Origin of the sequence: Aequorivita sp. CIP111184, from assembly GCF_900489465.1 — a bacterium.
In the GTDB taxonomy this organism is placed as follows: domain Bacteria; phylum Bacteroidota; class Bacteroidia; order Flavobacteriales; family Flavobacteriaceae; genus Aequorivita.
Genome location: NZ_UEFQ01000013.1, coordinates 689,392 through 706,804, shown reverse-complemented (window position 1 = coordinate 706,804; position 17,413 = coordinate 689,392). Strand labels below are relative to the sequence as shown.

At 37.2% G+C, this 17,413-nt stretch carries 18 protein-coding genes; 15 read left to right on the top strand and 3 right to left on the bottom strand.

Annotated features, from left to right (window positions below; genetic code table 11):
- The first annotated feature begins 2 nt into the window (after positions 1–2).
- From AEQU1_RS03370 to AEQU1_RS03305, 14 genes are all read left to right on the top strand, one after another.
- Entirely contained in the window at positions 3–707 is a 705-nt protein-coding gene (locus AEQU1_RS03370) for a TrkA family potassium uptake protein (RefSeq protein WP_111878756.1), read from the top strand.
- Positions 685–1,338: a uroporphyrinogen-III synthase gene (locus AEQU1_RS03365; protein ID WP_111878755.1), complete on the top strand. Its 654-nt coding sequence runs from the start codon at positions 685–687 to the stop codon at positions 1,336–1,338. Before AEQU1_RS03370 ends, AEQU1_RS03365 begins: the two co-directional genes overlap by 23 nt.
- Entirely contained in the window at positions 1,331–2,359 is a 1,029-nt protein-coding gene (gene hemE / locus AEQU1_RS03360) for a uroporphyrinogen decarboxylase (protein WP_111878753.1), read from the top strand. Before AEQU1_RS03365 ends, hemE begins: the two co-directional genes overlap by 8 nt.
- On the top strand, positions 2,360–2,845 hold the full coding sequence (locus tag AEQU1_RS03355; RefSeq protein ID WP_111878751.1) for a DUF6973 domain-containing protein: 486 nt from the start codon (positions 2,360–2,362) through the stop codon (positions 2,843–2,845).
- Positions 2,846–3,601, top strand: a complete 756-nt coding sequence (locus tag AEQU1_RS03350) for an EI24 domain-containing protein (RefSeq protein WP_111878750.1) — start codon at positions 2,846–2,848, stop codon at positions 3,599–3,601. It abuts the gene before it with no gap.
- Positions 3,601–4,518 (top strand): oxygen-dependent coproporphyrinogen oxidase, encoded by a 918-nt coding sequence (hemF, locus tag AEQU1_RS03345; RefSeq protein WP_111879045.1) that lies wholly within the window; start codon positions 3,601–3,603, stop codon positions 4,516–4,518. The genes AEQU1_RS03350 and hemF overlap by 1 nt, the downstream gene beginning before the upstream one ends.
- Positions 4,519–4,587: 69 nt before the next feature.
- On the top strand, positions 4,588–5,577 hold the full coding sequence (gene hemB, locus AEQU1_RS03340) for a porphobilinogen synthase (RefSeq protein WP_111878748.1): 990 nt from the start codon (positions 4,588–4,590) through the stop codon (positions 5,575–5,577).
- Positions 5,578–5,622: 45 nt separating this feature from the next.
- Entirely contained in the window at positions 5,623–5,979 is a 357-nt protein-coding gene (locus AEQU1_RS03335; RefSeq protein ID WP_111878747.1) for a hypothetical protein, read from the top strand.
- A gap of 81 nt (positions 5,980–6,060) precedes the next feature.
- The gene (locus AEQU1_RS03330; protein ID WP_111878745.1) at positions 6,061–6,531 is read left to right on the top strand and encodes a hypothetical protein; all 471 of its coding nucleotides are present in this window, start codon (positions 6,061–6,063) and stop codon (positions 6,529–6,531) included.
- A gap of 112 nt (positions 6,532–6,643) precedes the next feature.
- Complete coding sequence (locus AEQU1_RS03325; RefSeq protein ID WP_111878744.1) at positions 6,644–7,747, top strand: CNNM domain-containing protein; 1,104 nt, start codon at positions 6,644–6,646, stop codon at positions 7,745–7,747.
- Positions 7,744–8,244 (top strand): methylated-DNA--[protein]-cysteine S-methyltransferase, encoded by a 501-nt coding sequence (locus tag AEQU1_RS03320; RefSeq protein WP_111878742.1) that lies wholly within the window; start codon positions 7,744–7,746, stop codon positions 8,242–8,244. Before AEQU1_RS03325 ends, AEQU1_RS03320 begins: the two co-directional genes overlap by 4 nt.
- Positions 8,245–9,393 (top strand): serine hydrolase, encoded by a 1,149-nt coding sequence (locus AEQU1_RS03315; RefSeq protein WP_111878740.1) that lies wholly within the window; start codon positions 8,245–8,247, stop codon positions 9,391–9,393.
- Positions 9,394–9,437: 44 nt separating this feature from the next.
- Positions 9,438–10,151, top strand: coding sequence for a 3'-5' exonuclease (locus AEQU1_RS03310; protein ID WP_111878739.1), 714 nt, complete (start codon positions 9,438–9,440; stop codon positions 10,149–10,151).
- 86 nt (positions 10,152–10,237) lie between these two features.
- Complete coding sequence (locus AEQU1_RS03305) at positions 10,238–10,645, top strand: hypothetical protein (RefSeq protein WP_181566695.1); 408 nt, start codon at positions 10,238–10,240, stop codon at positions 10,643–10,645.
- Between the two features lie 79 nt (positions 10,646–10,724).
- Here AEQU1_RS03305 and AEQU1_RS03300 read toward each other — a convergent pair whose 3' ends face one another.
- Complete coding sequence (locus AEQU1_RS03300) at positions 10,725–13,778, bottom strand: M4 family metallopeptidase (protein WP_111878737.1); 3,054 nt, start codon at positions 13,776–13,778, stop codon at positions 10,725–10,727.
- Between the two features lie 142 nt (positions 13,779–13,920).
- Here AEQU1_RS03300 and AEQU1_RS03295 point away from each other — a divergent pair, with 142 nt between their 5' ends.
- Complete coding sequence (locus AEQU1_RS03295; protein ID WP_111878736.1) at positions 13,921–15,609, top strand: ABC transporter ATP-binding protein; 1,689 nt, start codon at positions 13,921–13,923, stop codon at positions 15,607–15,609.
- A gap of 382 nt (positions 15,610–15,991) precedes the next feature.
- Here the strand turns inward: AEQU1_RS03295 and AEQU1_RS03290 are convergent, their stop codons facing one another.
- Both AEQU1_RS03290 and AEQU1_RS03285 read right to left on the bottom strand, forming a co-directional pair.
- Positions 15,992–16,648: a CoA transferase subunit B gene (locus AEQU1_RS03290; RefSeq protein WP_111878735.1), complete on the bottom strand. Its 657-nt coding sequence runs from the start codon at positions 16,646–16,648 to the stop codon at positions 15,992–15,994.
- Positions 16,648–17,349, bottom strand: coding sequence for a CoA transferase subunit A (locus AEQU1_RS03285; RefSeq protein ID WP_111878734.1), 702 nt, complete (start codon positions 17,347–17,349; stop codon positions 16,648–16,650). The genes AEQU1_RS03290 and AEQU1_RS03285 overlap by 1 nt, the downstream gene beginning before the upstream one ends.
- Between the last annotated feature and the right edge of the window lie 64 nt (positions 17,350–17,413).

Sequence of the window (17,413 nt, the reverse complement as noted above, 5' to 3'; positions counted from 1 at the left end):
GTATGAAGATAGTAGTTATTGGTCTTGGAAATTTTGGGATGTCGCTGGCTGTAAACCTTTCAAATACAGGCAACGAAGTAATTGTTGCAGACCACGACCTTGAAAAAATAGAACAAATAAAAGATAAGGTGGCCCATGCAGTAGCTATAGATGCTACTAATGAAAACGCCTATCAGTCATTGCCACTAAAAAATGCAGATCTAGCAATAATTGCTATTGGTGAAAAAAATGGGGCTGCCATTATGAGTACTGCAATTGTGAAAAAATTGACAAAAGCAAAAATCATTTCACGATCTGCATCTGCTTTGGAAGATACCATTCTGGAAGCAATGGGTGTTGATCAAATAATTCATCCCGAGCAGGAATATGCAGAAAGGTTTACGAAAAAAATCAATTTAAAAGGAAGTATAGACAATTTTGAAATTGATGACGAACACTTAGTTTCGGAAGTTGAAGTTTGTAAATCTTTGGTGGGAAAAACCATTCAGGAATCTAATTTTCGAAAGAATTTTAACCTCAACATAATTACAATAATTCGTAAAAAGCAACACACCAATTTATTGGGAAGAATTGTTGAAAAGAAAGAAGTGGTAGGCCTTCCAACCCCAGATATGGCTTTTCAAAGGGGCGATATTCTAGTGGTTTTTGGGAAGGATGCCGACATAAAGAAATATCTTAAAAACTATGCCAGCAGTTCTATCAACTAAAAAGCTAAGTGAAAGTCAAAAATCATTATTACTCAGTGCGGGCAATTCACTGTTGGAATACAATGCTATAAAAATAGATTTTATTCCTTTTGAAGTTCGCTCCACAATCGTAAACGCAATTTTTACAAGCCAGAACGCAGTGAAATCAATTCAGAATTTAAGTTTGGTGGTTCAAGATTGTTTTTGTGTAGGTGAAAAAACAAAATTAGCTTTGGAAAAAAGTGGCCACAAAGTGATTAAAATGACCGAATATGCTTCCGAATTGGCAGATTATTTGGTGAAAAATCACACAAATGACCCCTTTTATTTCTTCTGCGGAAATATCCGAAGTGATGAAATACCTTCAAAACTAAAAGAGAACAATATTCCTTTTGAAGAGATTGAAGTTTACAATACAACTCTAAACCCAAAAAAATTTGGAAGAAAATTTGATGCTATTTTATTTTTCAGCCCAAGTGGCGTGCGGAGTTTTTTTTCAGAAAATAAAATAAATAACGCAAAGGCCATCTGTATTGGAAAAACAACCGCTTCTGAAGCAAAAAAATATACTGAAAACGTGTTAATTTCAAACACCACAACCGTAGAAAGCGTAATTGCCAAAGCGGTAAATACATTAAAAAACGATGATTAAAAACGATTTATTCTTAAAAGCCCTTCGCGGTGAAACCGTGGAAAGACCACCCGTTTGGATGATGCGCCAAGCTGGAAGATATTTGCCAGAATTTCAGGAAATAAAAGCGAAATACGACTTTTTTACCCGTTGCCAAACCCCAGAACTCGCTAGTGAAATCACTGTACAACCCATCCGCAGATACGGAATGGATGCAGCTATTTTATTCAGTGATATTTTGGTCATACCACAGGCAATGAATATTCATGTGGAAATGAAACCCGGAATTGGTCCTTGGGTTCCTGACCCAATTCGTTCTATGAAAGATTTGGAACGCGTTATTGTTCCAGACATTAACGAAACACTTGGCTACGTAATGGAAGCCATAAAAATGACCAAAGAAAAACTGAATGACGAAATTCCGTTAATCGGTTTCGCGGGAAGTCCGTGGACCATTTTGTGTTATTGTGTGCAGGGTCAAGGCTCGAAAAACTTTGATTTAGCAAAGGAATTTTGTTTCACTCAACCTGTTGCGGCGCATGAATTGCTTCAGAAAATAACGGATACCACAATTTTATATTTAAAAGAAAAAGTAAAGGCTGGCGTAAACGCTGTTCAAGTTTTTGATAGCTGGGGCGGCATGCTTTCGCCAACTGATTATCAAGAATTCAGCTGGCAATATATGCAACAGATTATTGATGCCTTAAAAGATGAAACGCACGTAATTGCTTTCGGAAAAGGTTGTTGGTTTGCGTTGGATACGATGGCAAAAAGTGGTGCTTCGGCATTAGGTGTAGATTGGACTTGTTCGCCTAAAAATGCCCGATATTTAACGGGTGGAAAAATTACCCTTCAGGGAAATTTTGACCCAACGCGACTTTTTAGTCCGCCATCAGTAATAAAAAAGATGGTAAAACAAATGATTGATGAATTCGGCAAAGACCGATATATCGTGAATCTAGGCCACGGAATTTTACCAAATATTCCGTTGGAAAACGCCGGTGCTTTTATTGAAGCAGTTAAGGAATACAAGCAGGAATAGATGCTTTGGCAGATTTTTAAGAAGCTGGATTTCAAGCAACTCTTTGCCTTGTTTGGTCTTTTCCTTAAAAACCCTATGTATGCTTTACCTACAATTTTTTCGACCAAAAAATGTATGGATATTGCGCAGCAGGAATACGGAAGCAAGCACCATTTAAGCAATAAGGCTAATGCATTTAGACATGCACTTTGGGCTATATTGATAATCCGAAAATGCTTAAAATGGAAAAATAACGAAGAAAAAGCAAAAGCGTGGGCAAATACATTTACGGATTGGCATGAAGATTTTTCACCAAACGAAGCTTTGGAAAGAGCAATGGACTTGCACAATAACCAAGTGGGAATTGATTATTTTGAAGAAATAAAAGGTAAAAATGAAACAGAAATCATTTCACTTATAAAACAAAAAGCTTCGATAGCGGCAAAGATTGAAACGGTTGATGAAACAGACAAGTTTGAAAAACAACTTGTTTTTATTGAAGAATAGATGATTAAAAATATTCTAAAAGCCATAAAAGCATATACAGGAACTTTCAAGCTCATCAACAAACTTGGGCTTTGGAAGTACTTTGGTGTGCCTATGGCAATTAGTTTTTTAACTGCTGTTTTGATCGGTTTTTCGGCTTGGGGACTGAGTGATAATCTTGGAGCCTTTATTTCTAAAATTTGGTTTTGGGAATGGGGCGCCGAAACTTTTAGAACTATTAGTGATTTCATTGGCGCTTTAATAATCATTGCTTTGGGAATCATTTTATATCGGCATATTGTGATGGCGTTGAGCGCCCCGTTTATGAGTCCGGTTTCTGAAAAAATTGAGAAACATCTTTTCGGAACAGATCATTCACATCGAAATACTTCAAATGCCGAACAGCTATGGCGTGGCGTGCGGATAAACGTTCGGAATTTAATAATGGAACTGTTGCTAACAATTCCAATAATTTTGATAGGGTTTATACCTGTTATAGGAATTATTTCTTCGGTACTTTTGTTTTTGGTGCAGAGCTATTACGCCGGTTTTGGGAATATGGATTACACATTAGAAAGACACTTTAAATATTCCGAAAGTATTCAATTTGTTAAAAGAAATCGGGGTTTGGCAATTGGAAATGGTATTGTTTTTATGCTTATGCTTTTAATTCCCGTGGTTGGAATTATTTTAGTATTACCACTTTCGGTTACAGCAGCGAGTACGGAAACCTTGAGAGTATTAGATAATGCCAAATCACTTCAGAAAACAATATGATGAAAGAACAGTTTGTTAATTATATAAAGAATTTACAGAACCAAATTACTTCCGCTCTTGAAGAAATTGATGGAAAGGCTAAATTTAGAGAAGATAAATGGACACGTGAAGAAGGTGGCGGCGGCCAAACCCGTGTAATTGAAAACGGAGCTGTTTTTGAAAAAGGAGGTGTAAACATCAGTGAAGTCCACGGTAAATTGCCCGAAAGCATGCAAGCATATTTTGGTGTGAAAGATGCCGATTTCTTTGCCTGCGGTTTGAGTTTGGTACTTCATCCAAAGAGTCCGATGGTGCCAACAGTTCATGCCAACTGGCGTTATTTTGAAATGTATGATTCCGAAGGGAATATTGTGGATAGTTGGTTTGGCGGCGGGCAGGATTTAACGCCGTATTATTTGTTTGAAGAGGATGCGAGACATTTTCACCAAGTATGTAAAAATGCTTGTGATAAACATTCCCGAAGCTTCGGGACTGAGTTTTATGAAACTTATAAAAAGCGCTGTGACGAATATTTCTGGAATTCACATCGCGAGGAAGCTCGTGGAATTGGTGGTTTGTTTTTCGATTATTTGAAGAAAACAGAGACAATGAAAATGCAGGATTGGTATAATTTTGTAACAGAGATTGGCAATAGCTTTTTGGATTGTTACCTTCCCATTGTTCAAAAAAGGAAAGATCTTTCATATTCCGCAGAAAACAAAACTTGGCAGGAAATACGTCGAGGGCGGTATGTTGAGTTTAATCTGGTTCACGATAAAGGAACGCTTTTCGGATTAAAAACCAATGGCCGAATAGAAAGTATTTTGATGAGTTTGCCGCCACATGTGCAGTGGAGATATGATTATCACCCTGAGGCGGGAAGTGAGGAAGAGAAGCTTGTTGAGCTGTTGAGAAATCCGAAAGATTGGATAAATTAATTTTAGATGTAAGATTTATGATTTTTAATTCAAAAATCATAAATCGTTAATCATAAATCATAAATAATTATGTACCCATTAAGAAGAAACCGAAGATTGCGAACCACTGAAAGTATGAGAAGCTTGGTTCGTGAAACTATTATTAGCCCAAACGATTTTATTGTGCCGCTTTTTGTGGTGGAAGGAAAGGGCGTGAAAGAAGAAATTGCCTCTATGCCGAATTATTATAGGCTTAGTTTAGATATGCTTCAAAAAGAAGTAAAAGAACTTTGGAAACTTGGATTGAAGTCGGTGTTGCTTTTCGTAAAAGTTGATGATAAACTGAAGGACAACAGCGGAAAAGAAGCCTTAAATGCTGATGGATTGATGCAGCGCGCCATAAAAAAGGTTAAAAATGCCGTTCCAGAAATGATTGTGATGACAGATGTTGCGATGGATCCTTTTTCAATTTATGGACATGACGGAATTATTTCTGAAGGAAAAGTTTTGAATGACGATACAAATGCAGTTTTAGCTGAAATGTCCCTAAGCCATGCAAAGGCAGGAGCAGATATAGTTGCTCCGAGTGATATGATGGACGGCCGTATTTTTGAAATCAGAACACTTTTGGAAGACGAAGGTTTTTGCGATACTGGAATTATGGCCTACAGTGCCAAATATGCTTCTGCCTTTTACGGCCCATTCCGCGATGCTTTGGATTCAGCTCCTGTGGATGCAAAAGATATTCCAAAGGATAAAAAAACATACCAAATGGATTTTGGAAACCGCGAAGAAGCTATCCGAGAAACGTTGATGGACATTGATGAAGGCGCCGATATTGTTATGGTGAAACCCGGACTTTGCTACTTGGATATTGTTCGCGACATTAAAGAGGTTGTTAACGTTCCCGTAGCTGTATATCAAGTGAGCGGCGAATATGCGATGCTTAAAGCTGCAGCCGAAAAAGGTTGGTTGGATCATGATGCTGTAATGCTCGAGCAGGTAACTGCCATAAAACGCGCCGGAGCTTCAATGATTGCAAGCTATTTTGCGAAGGACATTGTCAAGTTAATTAATTAGCAAAATTTTATCTTTAGCAATTCAAATTTGATATACATTTGATGCGTGAAAAATGTTGAAAAACATATAAGTAAATTACTGGTTTCGATTGCCATTTTGTTGGTATTCGGGAATATAGCTTTTGCGGCGGAAACTCTGGTCAATAATAAAACCACTGAAATTTCCGCCGTGCAGCATGATGACCACGGTAAGCCTTTTATTTTTAATGAAGTTTCCGTTGGTGAAGTTTCTCAGACGGTTTCACAGAATGAGTATTTAGGTCTTGGTTTGTTTGGGCTTTTTTATCCCAGTCAGGATTTTTCGAATGCCCGCATATCTTCTTTATATAATTCTTCTTATTCATTAAAAGATAAACGGGAGCTCATCTTCCGGCATTTGTTTCCTTTCCATTTTTTTTGGTGATTTTTTAAAAATTTTTAGCTGGCTTGAATTGATTTTCAAACCCTTATTTATTTAAAATTATTCATCTTAAAATTATTCAATATGGAATTTAGCTCAACCCTTGTGGGTATTATTATTACAGTAGTTATGTTAGTGCCAGTTATTTTTTTGATTATGAACTCTTCCGGCACGGACAGTAAAGTGAAAAAATCTGTTACAAAGCTTTCACAGAGCAACGGCATCAATTTAAAAACCATTGACGTTATTGGCAATTGTGTGATTGGCATAGACGAAGTTTCAAAAAAACTGGTTTATACTTCAAAGAGAAATCCTTCCGCAGATTTGAAAATTGTAAATATGGAGGACGTGAAAGACTGTCGCGTAAAAAGCATTAAACAAACTGACAAAACCCTTGACTGGGTTGGAATAGAGTTGGTTGAAAAAACGGGCAGACGCCAGATCCCATTTTACAATGAACACGATGAAAATGAACTTTCTAACGACCCGTTTGTTTGTCTTCAAGACGCAAAACGTTGGGAAAATACATTGAGGCCGCTATTAAAGGCTTCCTAAAGATTGTTTTAAAAAACCGCCCAATGTGGCGGTTTTTTTATGTAATTAACAAAGTGTTTCGATAAAAACAGTTTGTAAATCTTTATTTTAGGGGAAAATTATTTCTATCATTATGACATTACTTATTGTTTATGCGGTGCTTTCCATTTTCTTTTCCTTTTTGTGCTCTATTCTGGAGGCCGCGCTACTAAGTTTTACGCCAACTTATTTACGGATGAAAACCCATGAAGGAAAAACGTATGCAAAGACGTTGACGAATTTTAAAAAAGATATAGATAAACCATTAATAGCAATATTAACGCTGAATACTATTGCACACACTGTTGGAGCCATTATGGTTGGAGTTGAAGCGGAAAAGTTGCCTTATAAAATAGACCTCTTCGGGATGAATATTGTGGGAATTGTTTCAGCAATCATGACCATGCTTATTTTAGTGGTTTCAGAAATAATCCCGAAAACTATTGGTGCAACCTATTGGAAAAAACTCGGTCCATTTACGGCAATGTTTTTAAACGTGATTATTTTTCCGCTAAAATACACGGGACTACTTTGGCTATTAATGCTCATAACCCGTCTTGTTGGTAAATCTGCTCACGTTAGCACGATGAGTAGGGAAGAATTTATGGCAATAACAGATGCAGCTGAAGAAGAGGGTGTTTTTGAAGAAAGCGAGACTACCGTAATCAAAAATCTTTTGGTTTTTAAAAGCGTTCAAGCTAAAGATGTAATGACTCCTTTTACCGTAGTAACGTTGGAAGATGAAACAATGAATTTGGAAAATTTTCACCAAAACCATAAAAGTTTGCGGTTTTCGAGGATTCCTGTTTATAAAGGTAAGAGCCATAACATAACAGGATTTGTACTTCGGGATGATATTTTAGAGGAAATTGTGGAAGATCGCGGCGACAAACTTTTAAGCGATTTGAAACGAGATATTTTTGTTATTGCTGCTGAAAAACCAATTCCGGAACTTTTTGAAACGTTTATAAAACAAAGAGTGCATATTGCTTCCGTAGTAGATGACTTTGGGAATACCATTGGCGTGGTAACCATGGAAGACATTATAGAAACCCTCTTAGGACTTGAAATTATGGACGAAAGCGATAATGTTGAAGACATGCAACTACAAGCCAGAAAAAATTGGGAAGTGCGTGCAAAACGCATGGGAATTAAACTAAACGAAGATATAGAGCCCAAAATAGAAGACGAGAAATGAAAACTGCCTTCCTAAATACGCCAATAGGAATTTTGGAATTGAAAGGAGATGCTAATGGTTTAGCATCTCTACTTTTTAAAGATTCTGATGAAACTAACATTTCAGAAAAAGTATCAACTGAATTGCTGGAAACAGTACCAGCTGAATTGCAGGAAACAGTATCACAACTTCAGGAGTATTTTGAAGGAAAGCGGAAAGAATTCAATTTAAAACTTTCACCCACCGGAACAGATTTTCAAAGAAAAGTCTGGAGGCAATTGCAGAAAATTCCCTTCGGAAAAACAACAAGTTACCAACAAATGGCAAACCAACTTGGCGATCAAAAAGTGATTCGTGCGGCAGCCTCTGCTAATGGGAAGAATCCTATTTCTATAATTATTCCCTGCCATCGAGTAATTGGCAGCGATGGTTCACTTACGGGTTACGCTGGTGGACTTCACCGCAAAAAGTGGTTGTTGGAGTTTGAAAGTCCTTCGCCACAGCAATCTTTGTTTTAGATGCAAAAGATTAAGAAATTATTTAAGTGGATTTTTATACTGCTAGTTACCCTTGTAATTGGACTTTATATTACTGGCTACGGCTATATACTAAAAGGCATTTGGGTAGTTTATCTTCACGGACACACCACGGCATATATTGACGATTTTAAATTTTTCGAAACTGAAGAAATTTCGGCAAGTAACAATTTACAACCTTGGCCTATTCATAAAAAATATAACACTATTGAAGCTACACCAGCACTTTCTGAAATGAACGATACCTTGGGAACAGTTGCTTTTTTGGTAATTAAGAATGATAGCCTTTGGTTTGAAAAATACTTTGATGGCTTCGGAAAAGATTCGCAGACCAACTCTTTTTCAATGGCGAAGAGCATAACCTCGTCCCTACTAGGAAAAGCAATTAATGATGGGTTCATTAAAAGTTTGGAACAGCCTGTGGGCGATTTTTATCCTCAGTATGCTGGAACTGGTTTAACGGTTGGCGATCTTTCATCGATGGCTTCAGGACTGGATTGGGATGAGTCGTATTTCAATCCGTTTGGAATGACTGCGAAAGCCTATTATGATAGTGACTTGGCTGAAATAATTTTAAAACTAAAAGTGGTCGATACGCCCGGTGTGCGCTACAAATATTTAAGCGGAAACACCGAACTTTTAGCAATGGTCATTCAGAAAGCTACGAAGAAGCGTTTAGCGCATTATTTATATGAAAGTTTTTGGAATCCTATGGGTGCGGAAAACTCTGCGGTTTGGCAGGTAGACGATGAAAAAAATAGATTAGTAAAAGCATATTGTTGCATAGGCAGTAATGCAAGAGATTTTGCGCGTTTCGGGAAACTTTATAAAGATTACGGCAAATGGAACGGACAACAAGTTTTAGATTCCGCATTTGTGGCGAAATCTATTACGCCCCGTTTTGCAGAAAGTCCCGAATACGGTTATGGGTTTTGGCTGAGCGATTTTTTGGAGAAAAATATTTTTGTAATGCGGGGTATTCTTGGTCAGTATGTAATTGTAGTTCCCGAAGATAACTTGATTATTGTGCGTTTGGGACATCAAAAAGGCGAGAATTTTGGACAGCCTTTCAGTAGTGATTTTTATGTGTATGTTGAAGAGGTCTATAAAATGCTGGATAAAAATCAATAATTTTTTGTAGCTTTAAACTTCTCCCCGATTGAAATTTTCAAAATATGATTAAGCGTATAAACTTGGAACATATCCTCTTTTTGGATATCGAAACTGTTCCACAACACGAAAATTATAGCGAATTGGACGATGCTTCCAAAACGCTTTGGGAGCTGAAAAGCCAATACCAAAGAAAGGATGATATTTCAGCGGAAGACTTTTACGAACGTGCTGGCATTTGGGCAGAATTTGGAAAAATTGTATGCATATCTGTAGGTTATTTTGTGATGAAGGGCGAGGTTAGAAATTTTCGTGTAACCAGCTTTCACGGGGATGAGGTGAAAATTTTAAAGGATTTTAAAAGTCTTTTGGAAACACACTTCAACAAACCTCATCATGTGCTTTGTGCTCACAATGGAAAGGAATTTGACTTCCCATACATTGCACGGAGAATGATAATAAATGGAATCGACATTCCCTTTAAATTAGATCTCTTCGGAAAAAAACCTTGGGAAGTTCCACATTTAGACACACTGGAACTTTGGAAGTTTGGTGATTACAAAACTTTTACTTCTCTTAAGTTAATGGCTCATGTTTTGGGAATTCCTTCCCCGAAAGATGATATTGATGGCAGCCAAGTGCGCAGCGTTTTTTACGAAGAAAAAGATATTGACAGAATCGTAATTTATTGTGAAAAGGATACGGTTACCGTAGCCCAAATTCTTTTACGCCTTAGGAATGAAGCCATTTTAGATGAAGACGAAATACTTTCTGTGTAAATTTTTTTCTTCGGAAGAAATCTCTGAATGTGGTTTTCTACTTAATTTTTAGTAGATTTATCGGTCATAATTAAATAGCTACTTCTATGACAATCCCAAGATTCAATCCAAAATCATTTTTAATAGTCTTACTTGCTTCGGCTCCATTTTTTATATCCTGTAAAGATAAAGCGGCGACTGCGGAAGAACCAATAAACAAAACGCAAGAGGCAACACTTGAGCAGAAAAAACAAGCCCTTCAAAATGTGGCTCCAACAACAAATACAACCTCTATAAGTGGTGATTTGGCTATGAACCCAGCTCACGGACAACCGGGGCATCGCTGTGACATTCCTGTGGGAGCACCTTTAAACGGAACTTCTGAAAGTTCAAACTCTGCACCTGCTATAAATAAAACCAATCAAGTTCCTGCTTCAATTTCTGGGAATGGCATCAATCCACCCCACGGCCAGCCAGGACACAGGTGTGATATTAAAGTGGGCGACCCCTTATAGACTTTAAAATATTTTTTATAAAAAGAAGAGGCCCGTTTCAAAATTGAAACGGGCCTCTCTAACTATCAATATTAACTAACTATTCTTTTACAAAACGTTTCATTATTTTGTTTGCTTCGGTATTTACTTCAATCATATAAACACCACTTTGCAATGTTGAAACATCTAAAATTTCGGTGAAAGCACCTTTACTTACAACTTGTCCCATTACATTATAGATTACATATTCTTTACCAGTTGCATCAAGCAATGAAATATTCAAAGTTTGTTTTGCAGGATTTGGATAAAGGGTCATTTCTAAAGATGCAAAACCGTTGCCTTCAGTAAATCCTTGTGATGCTGCTCCACTTCCAATAATAACGGTATAATCTTCCACTTCTCCATAGGTAAAAGTTTCACATGGGGTGGGATTTGCGTTATACTTCATAGAAACTCGCATTCTAGTTGCACCGTTAAGTGCTGATGTGGGCACTGTAAAGCTTCCTGAAATTGGTGTAGATTTGGTGCGGGAACGTGTATAAACCTGCTCTCCAGCATCGCTGAAATCACCATCTTGGTTATAGTCAATCCATACCCCATACGCTTCGTTATAAACCGTGCCGGTCCATCTTGGTGTTATGGTTATGGTATTACTACTTCCTTTTGACAATGTTGTTGATATACTTGTGAAATCTGCATAACCACTGTTATTCCCAGAAAGATTATTGATACTTCCAAGCTGAACTCTGTCAATATACTCGTCGTTCGTATTGTTTCCTTTTGAAGTACAATAGGTAACAGAATTTGACGGAGTAGTGACACTCACTATATTGCTGTACCCTGAATTATTACCGGCAGCATCATGCGCACGCACTTTAAAAGAATATGCGGTCGAAGCTGTTAGGCTTGTGATACTAGCCGAGGTTCCAGTTACACTTCCAATGTTTGTAGTGCCTTGAAAAACATCGTAACCTGTTACACCCACATTATCTGTAGAAGCATTCCACGATAGTGAAAGTGTAGTCTGCGTAACATTTGAGGCTACTAAATTTGAAGGTGCCGTAGGGGCCTGTGTATCTGGTCCTGCACCACCTAAATTAATGGTATAATCTTCAACTTCACCATAACTGAATGTTTCGCAAGAAGTTGGAATTCCATTGTATTTCATAGATACTCGCATTCTTGTTTCTCCTCCCACGGTTCCAGAAGGCACTGTAAATGATCCACTATTAGTAGTATTGGTAGAAGCGGCTTTGGACCAAACCAATTCGCCAGCATCACCAAAATCTTTATCACCGTTATAGTCAATCCATACTGCATAACCTTCACTGTAAACTGTACCCGTCCAAGTTGGAGTAACTGTAACAGTATAGGTTGAACCTTCACTCAAAGAAGTAGAGATACTTGTAAAATCAGAATAAAGCTGAGCACCTGAAGCATTGTTTATAGTGTTTAGTTGTACACGGCTTATGTATTCATCATTCACGCTATTTCCTTGAGAGGCACAATAATCGCTTCCGCCACCGCCACCGCCATAAGCAGCTCCAACACCTACTGCGTACCAAGCGTTTGTAGTTGCAATTTCTTCGGCACTTCCTGCACCGTATAAATCTTTTGCAGCTTGAATAGCACCATTTCTTGCATCACTATATTGTGAATTTGAATTTAAATAAACAGTAAGGTTTCTATATGCTATAGCACCTGCTTTGTCCATTCCAATTCCTGTTACATTATAGCTGTCACCTTTATCATTGGTACCGCTTTTACCTACGCTCAATACATAATACCAAAAATTTTGCACTCCAGAGTTTGTGTGAACTCCTCCAGAATCACCTGAACCAGAGTACCAATTTGTTCCTAAATAAGTATCTGGATCGCCATAGGCATTAGGGTTGCTCATAGAACGAAGGGCGCCACCGCTTCCGCCAGCACCAATATCATCACCCATTAGCCAGTCATTGCTTCCAGATGCAAATTTCTCAATAGATTCACCAAATATATCTGAGAATGATTCATTCAAAGCTCCAGATTGGTAACTATAAACCAAATTTGCAGAGTATTCTGTAACTCCGTGGGTAATTTCGTGACCACAAATATCCAAGGAAACTAAAGGTCCATAATTTGTACCATCGCCATCACCATAAGTCATTCGGGTTCCATCCCAAAAAGCGTTCACGTAATTACTAGAATAGCTAACGTATGATTTAATAACGCCTCCAGTATTGTTATATGAATTTCTACCATACTTCTGAGAATAATATTTATAAGTTTTCTCAGCACCAAAATGAGCTTGAACCCCCGTTGGATTTGAAGTAAAGTTTGTTGAATTGCTAGTAACATCAACTGCGCTGTTATAGTTGGTGCTATTGTTCAAATCAAACGTTTGGATACCACCACCGTCTGCAGTTTGGCGTAACCTGTATGGGCCAGACGCATTGTCCGCAGTAAAAGATACAGTGCCATTATAGAGGCTTGTTCCTGTTGCGGGCACATTGGCATCATGGATTCTTTTATTCTCCATAATAAATTGACCCGTTTTGGCATCAATATATACATCTGCTCTGTAAAGAGGTGCTGTAGCATAAATGTCGAATTTATAAGCAAGTCGGTTTGTTTCAGAAATATTTTTAACAGCTGGAATAATTACCAACTCTCCCGTCGGTTTTTTATAATTATCAGCTAATGCAGCTTCAGAAGCATTCTGCCACATATATTTTGTTGCTCCTACATGAGCAATTGCACTATTTAAAGCTTGTGAATTACTTATTGATGAAGTTACACTAAAATCTTCAGCAATAGGAAAATAAGCAGAATTTAAAGACTGTAAGGTTCCGTTTTTACTACTCAACGTAACGGTTGCAAACTCCACTTTAACACCGTTAAAGTACTGTTGCATTTTTTTGTGTGTAAACCCTAACGGATCTTGTTCTTGTTTTAGCGTTGTGAAAGAAGTTAGGGAGGATGGATTTAAAACTTCTTTAAAAATTTGTGTAGAATTTTGAAGAGAATAAGATTGTGAGGCATCAAAAACCACTAGACTTGGGGGTTGCTTTACGTTTTTCTTTTCATCTTTTTTGTTTTGGGCAGAAACTGCTACTGAAAAACCAAAAATTAGGAGTGAAAGAAGAATAACGATCTTGTTAATTTTTTTCATAATAATGTAAGATTTAGTGAATAAAAAGTTTGTTGTTTTGTTAAAAACACTTAAAAGAACAAAAAATATCGATTAAATGAAATTATATTCGATGAACTACAGTTAAAGTTTTAGTCCATCTGATTGTATTATCTTTGAATTGATGAAAAATGAGCCATTATTATCAGTTGAAAAACTGTCCGTATCCTTCGGAAATAAGGAAAGCAGCATTGAGGTAGTGCATTCAATTTCGTTTGAAGTATTTAGAAATGAAATTTTGGGAATTGTAGGCGAATCAGGTTCTGGAAAATCTGTTACGTCACTTGCCATTATGGGTTTATTTCCAAAAAAACAATCGAATCTATCCGGAAACATTCTTTTTGAAGAAAAAAATTTACTCAAAGTGAATGAGAAAGAATTCCAAAAAATACGTGGAAAGGAAATAGCCATGATTTTTCAGGAACCTATGAGTGCGCTCAATCCGTCTTTAAAATGTGGTTTTCAGGTTTCAGAAATAATTCGCCTTCATTTAAAAATGAACGCTTCCGAAGCTAAAAAGGAAACAATTTTATTATTTGAAAAAGTAAAATTGCCTCGACCTAAAGAGATTTTCAACAGTTATCCGCACCAAATAAGCGGCGGACAAATGCAGCGGGTAATGATTGCAATGGCAATTGCCTGCAAACCTAAACTGCTAATTGCTGACGAACCCACCACTGCTCTTGATGTAACCGTTCAAAAGGAGATTATCTCTCTCTTAAAATCCATCCAAGAAGAAACAAAGATGTCAATGCTTTTCATATCACACGATTTGAGTTTGGTTTCCGAAATTGCTGATAAAGTTGTGGTAATGTATAAAGGTGAGATTGTTGAAAAAGCTACTACTTCTGAAATATTTAAAACTCCAAAGGCAGAATATACAAAAGCACTTCTGGAATCGCGGCCTTCATTAAATGTTCGTTTGGCAAAATTGCCAACCATTGCATCCATTGCCGATAAAAGTTTTGTTCCGCGCGAAGTGAAACCTGTTGAACGCGCAAAAAGACATAAAAATATTTATACTCAAAAGCCGATACTTGAAATCATCAATTTGGAAAAACAGTATCTCAGTAATGTGGGAATTTTTTCAAAAAAAGAAATTGTAAAAGCGGTGGATGATGTTAGCTTTTCAGTTTTTGAAGGCGAAACGTTGGGACTTGTGGGCGAATCTGGTTGTGGAAAATCTACCTTGGGTAGAACAATTCTTCAACTTGAAAAAGCGACGGCGGGAAGTATAAAATATAGAGGAAAGGAACTTACCACACTTTCCAAAAGTGAAATTAGAAACCTTCGAAAGGAAATACAGATTATTTTTCAGGATCCGTATTCGTCTCTAAATCCACGTTTAATGATAGGCCAAGCTTTAATGGAACCTATGGAAGTTCACAGCTTAGGAAAATCAAAAAAAGAAAGAAAGGAGCGTGTTCTTTCACTGCTTGAAAGAGTAGGTTTAGACGAAAGCTACTTTTATCGTTACCCTCACGAGCTTTCAGGCGGACAGCGGCAGCGCGTTGGTATAGCGCGAACGATTGTCGTGGAACCAAAATTGGTTATTTGTGACGAATCGGTCTCTGCATTGGATATTTCGGTACAAGCCCAGGTTTTAAATCTACTCAATGAACTAAAAAATGACTTTGGTTTTACCTATATATTCATATCACATGATTTGGCAGTAGTAAAATATATGGCAGACCAGCTATTGGTTATGAATAAAGGAAAAATTGAGGAATTGGGAGATGCGGATGAAATCTATGAAAATCCACAAACAGCGTATTCAAAAAAGCTTATTGAGGCAATTCCGAAGGGAATTTAAAGATTTTAAAAAGTGAATAAAAAAACCCGTTCTAACCTCACGAAGAACGGGTTTAATAATTTATCTGTGTTTATGACAGATTTGGGGCATAAACAACCATAAAAAAAGATTAGACCAATAAAAACACTTTCTTAAAAATGAAAAGCACATTTAGTACCAATTCTTTTGTGCTTTTAAATGATCTAAATACTTTTTCCATATGAGGTTAAGTTGGTAAGATTTGGGACTGCTAAGATGTAAACATTTTCGATACTAAGCGATAAAAAGCACATAAATTCGATGAAATACACTATATTTTAACATATGGGCTCTTTTTACCGACTTTTTAACATAAAAAAACCTTGAAAATCAAGGTTTTTAAAATATCAAATTGGTTGTTTTTTTAAAATTTCATCTCTATAATATTGCCGTTTACTATTAAATCTCCCTCTGTAGCTTTTATAATTTCTTCCACTGATATTCCTGGTGCCCTTTCAAGTAGGTGAAATTTTCCATCAATTATTTCGAGTACGGCGAGGTTTGTAACTATTTTTTTTACGCATTTTACACCCGTTAGTGGCAAGCTACATTCCTTTAATAATTTAGATTCTCCATCACGATTGGTGTGCATCATAGCTACAATAATGTTTTCGGCGGAGGCGACCAAATCCATTGCCCCACCCATTCCTTTAACCATTTTTCCTGGAATTTTCCAATTGGCAATGTCACCATTTTGAGAAACTTCCATAGCTCCGAGTATTGTTAAATCAACGTGTTGGCCCCGGATCATTCCAAAACTCATTGTAGAGTCAAAAAAAGATGCGCCGGGCAATGCGGTGATTGTTTGCTTCCCGGCATTAATTAAATCTGGGTCTTCTTCGCCTTCAAAAGGAAATGGGCCCATTCCAAGGATCCCGTTTTCGCTTTGAAATTCCACGCTTATATCATCTCGCACAAAGTTGGCTACCAATGTTGGAATTCCTATTCCCAAATTAACGTAGTATCCGTCTTTAACTTCTTTTGCAATTCGTTGTGCTATTTGTTCTTTTGAAAGTGCCATTAGTTTCTTTTTCTAACCGTTAGTTGCTCAATTCTCTTTTCATACTTTTCTCCTTGGAATATCCTTTGGATAAAGATTCCTGGAATATGAATTTGATTGGGGTCCAATTCGCCAACAGGAACTAATTCTTCCACTTCAGCAACTGTAATTTTACCAGCACCGCACATTGCAGGGTTAAAATTTCTGGCCGTTCCCTTAAAGATAAGATTTCCTGCTTCGTCGCCTTTCCAAGCTTTTACAAAGGAAAAATCTGCTTCAAAGGCTTTTTCCATTACATACATTTTTCCGTGAAATTCTCGGGTTTCCTTTCCTTCGGCCACTTCAGTTCCGTAACCTGCAGGTGTGTAAAATGCTGGTATGCCGCTTCGGGCTGCTTCACATCTTTGTGCCAACGTACCCTGTGGAATCAGTTCCACCTCCATCTCTCCACTTAGCATTTGGCGCTCGAATTCGGCATTTTCACCTACATATGAAGAGATCATTTTCTTTATTTGGTGCTTCTTCAACAAAAGGCCTAGACCAAAATCATCTACACCTGCATTGTTTGAAATACACGTCACGTTTTGGATATTTTTTCGAACCAATTCACCTATAATATTTTCGGGAATACCACAAAGACCAAAACCTCCCAACATAAAAGTCATTTCGTCCTTAATACCTTCACAGGCTTCACGAACGTTTGCAACTGTCTTTTTTATCATTTTTTAAATTTTTTGAAAATTACGAAATTTCAAACTATAAAAAAACCTCACAGGTTGTCAAAAA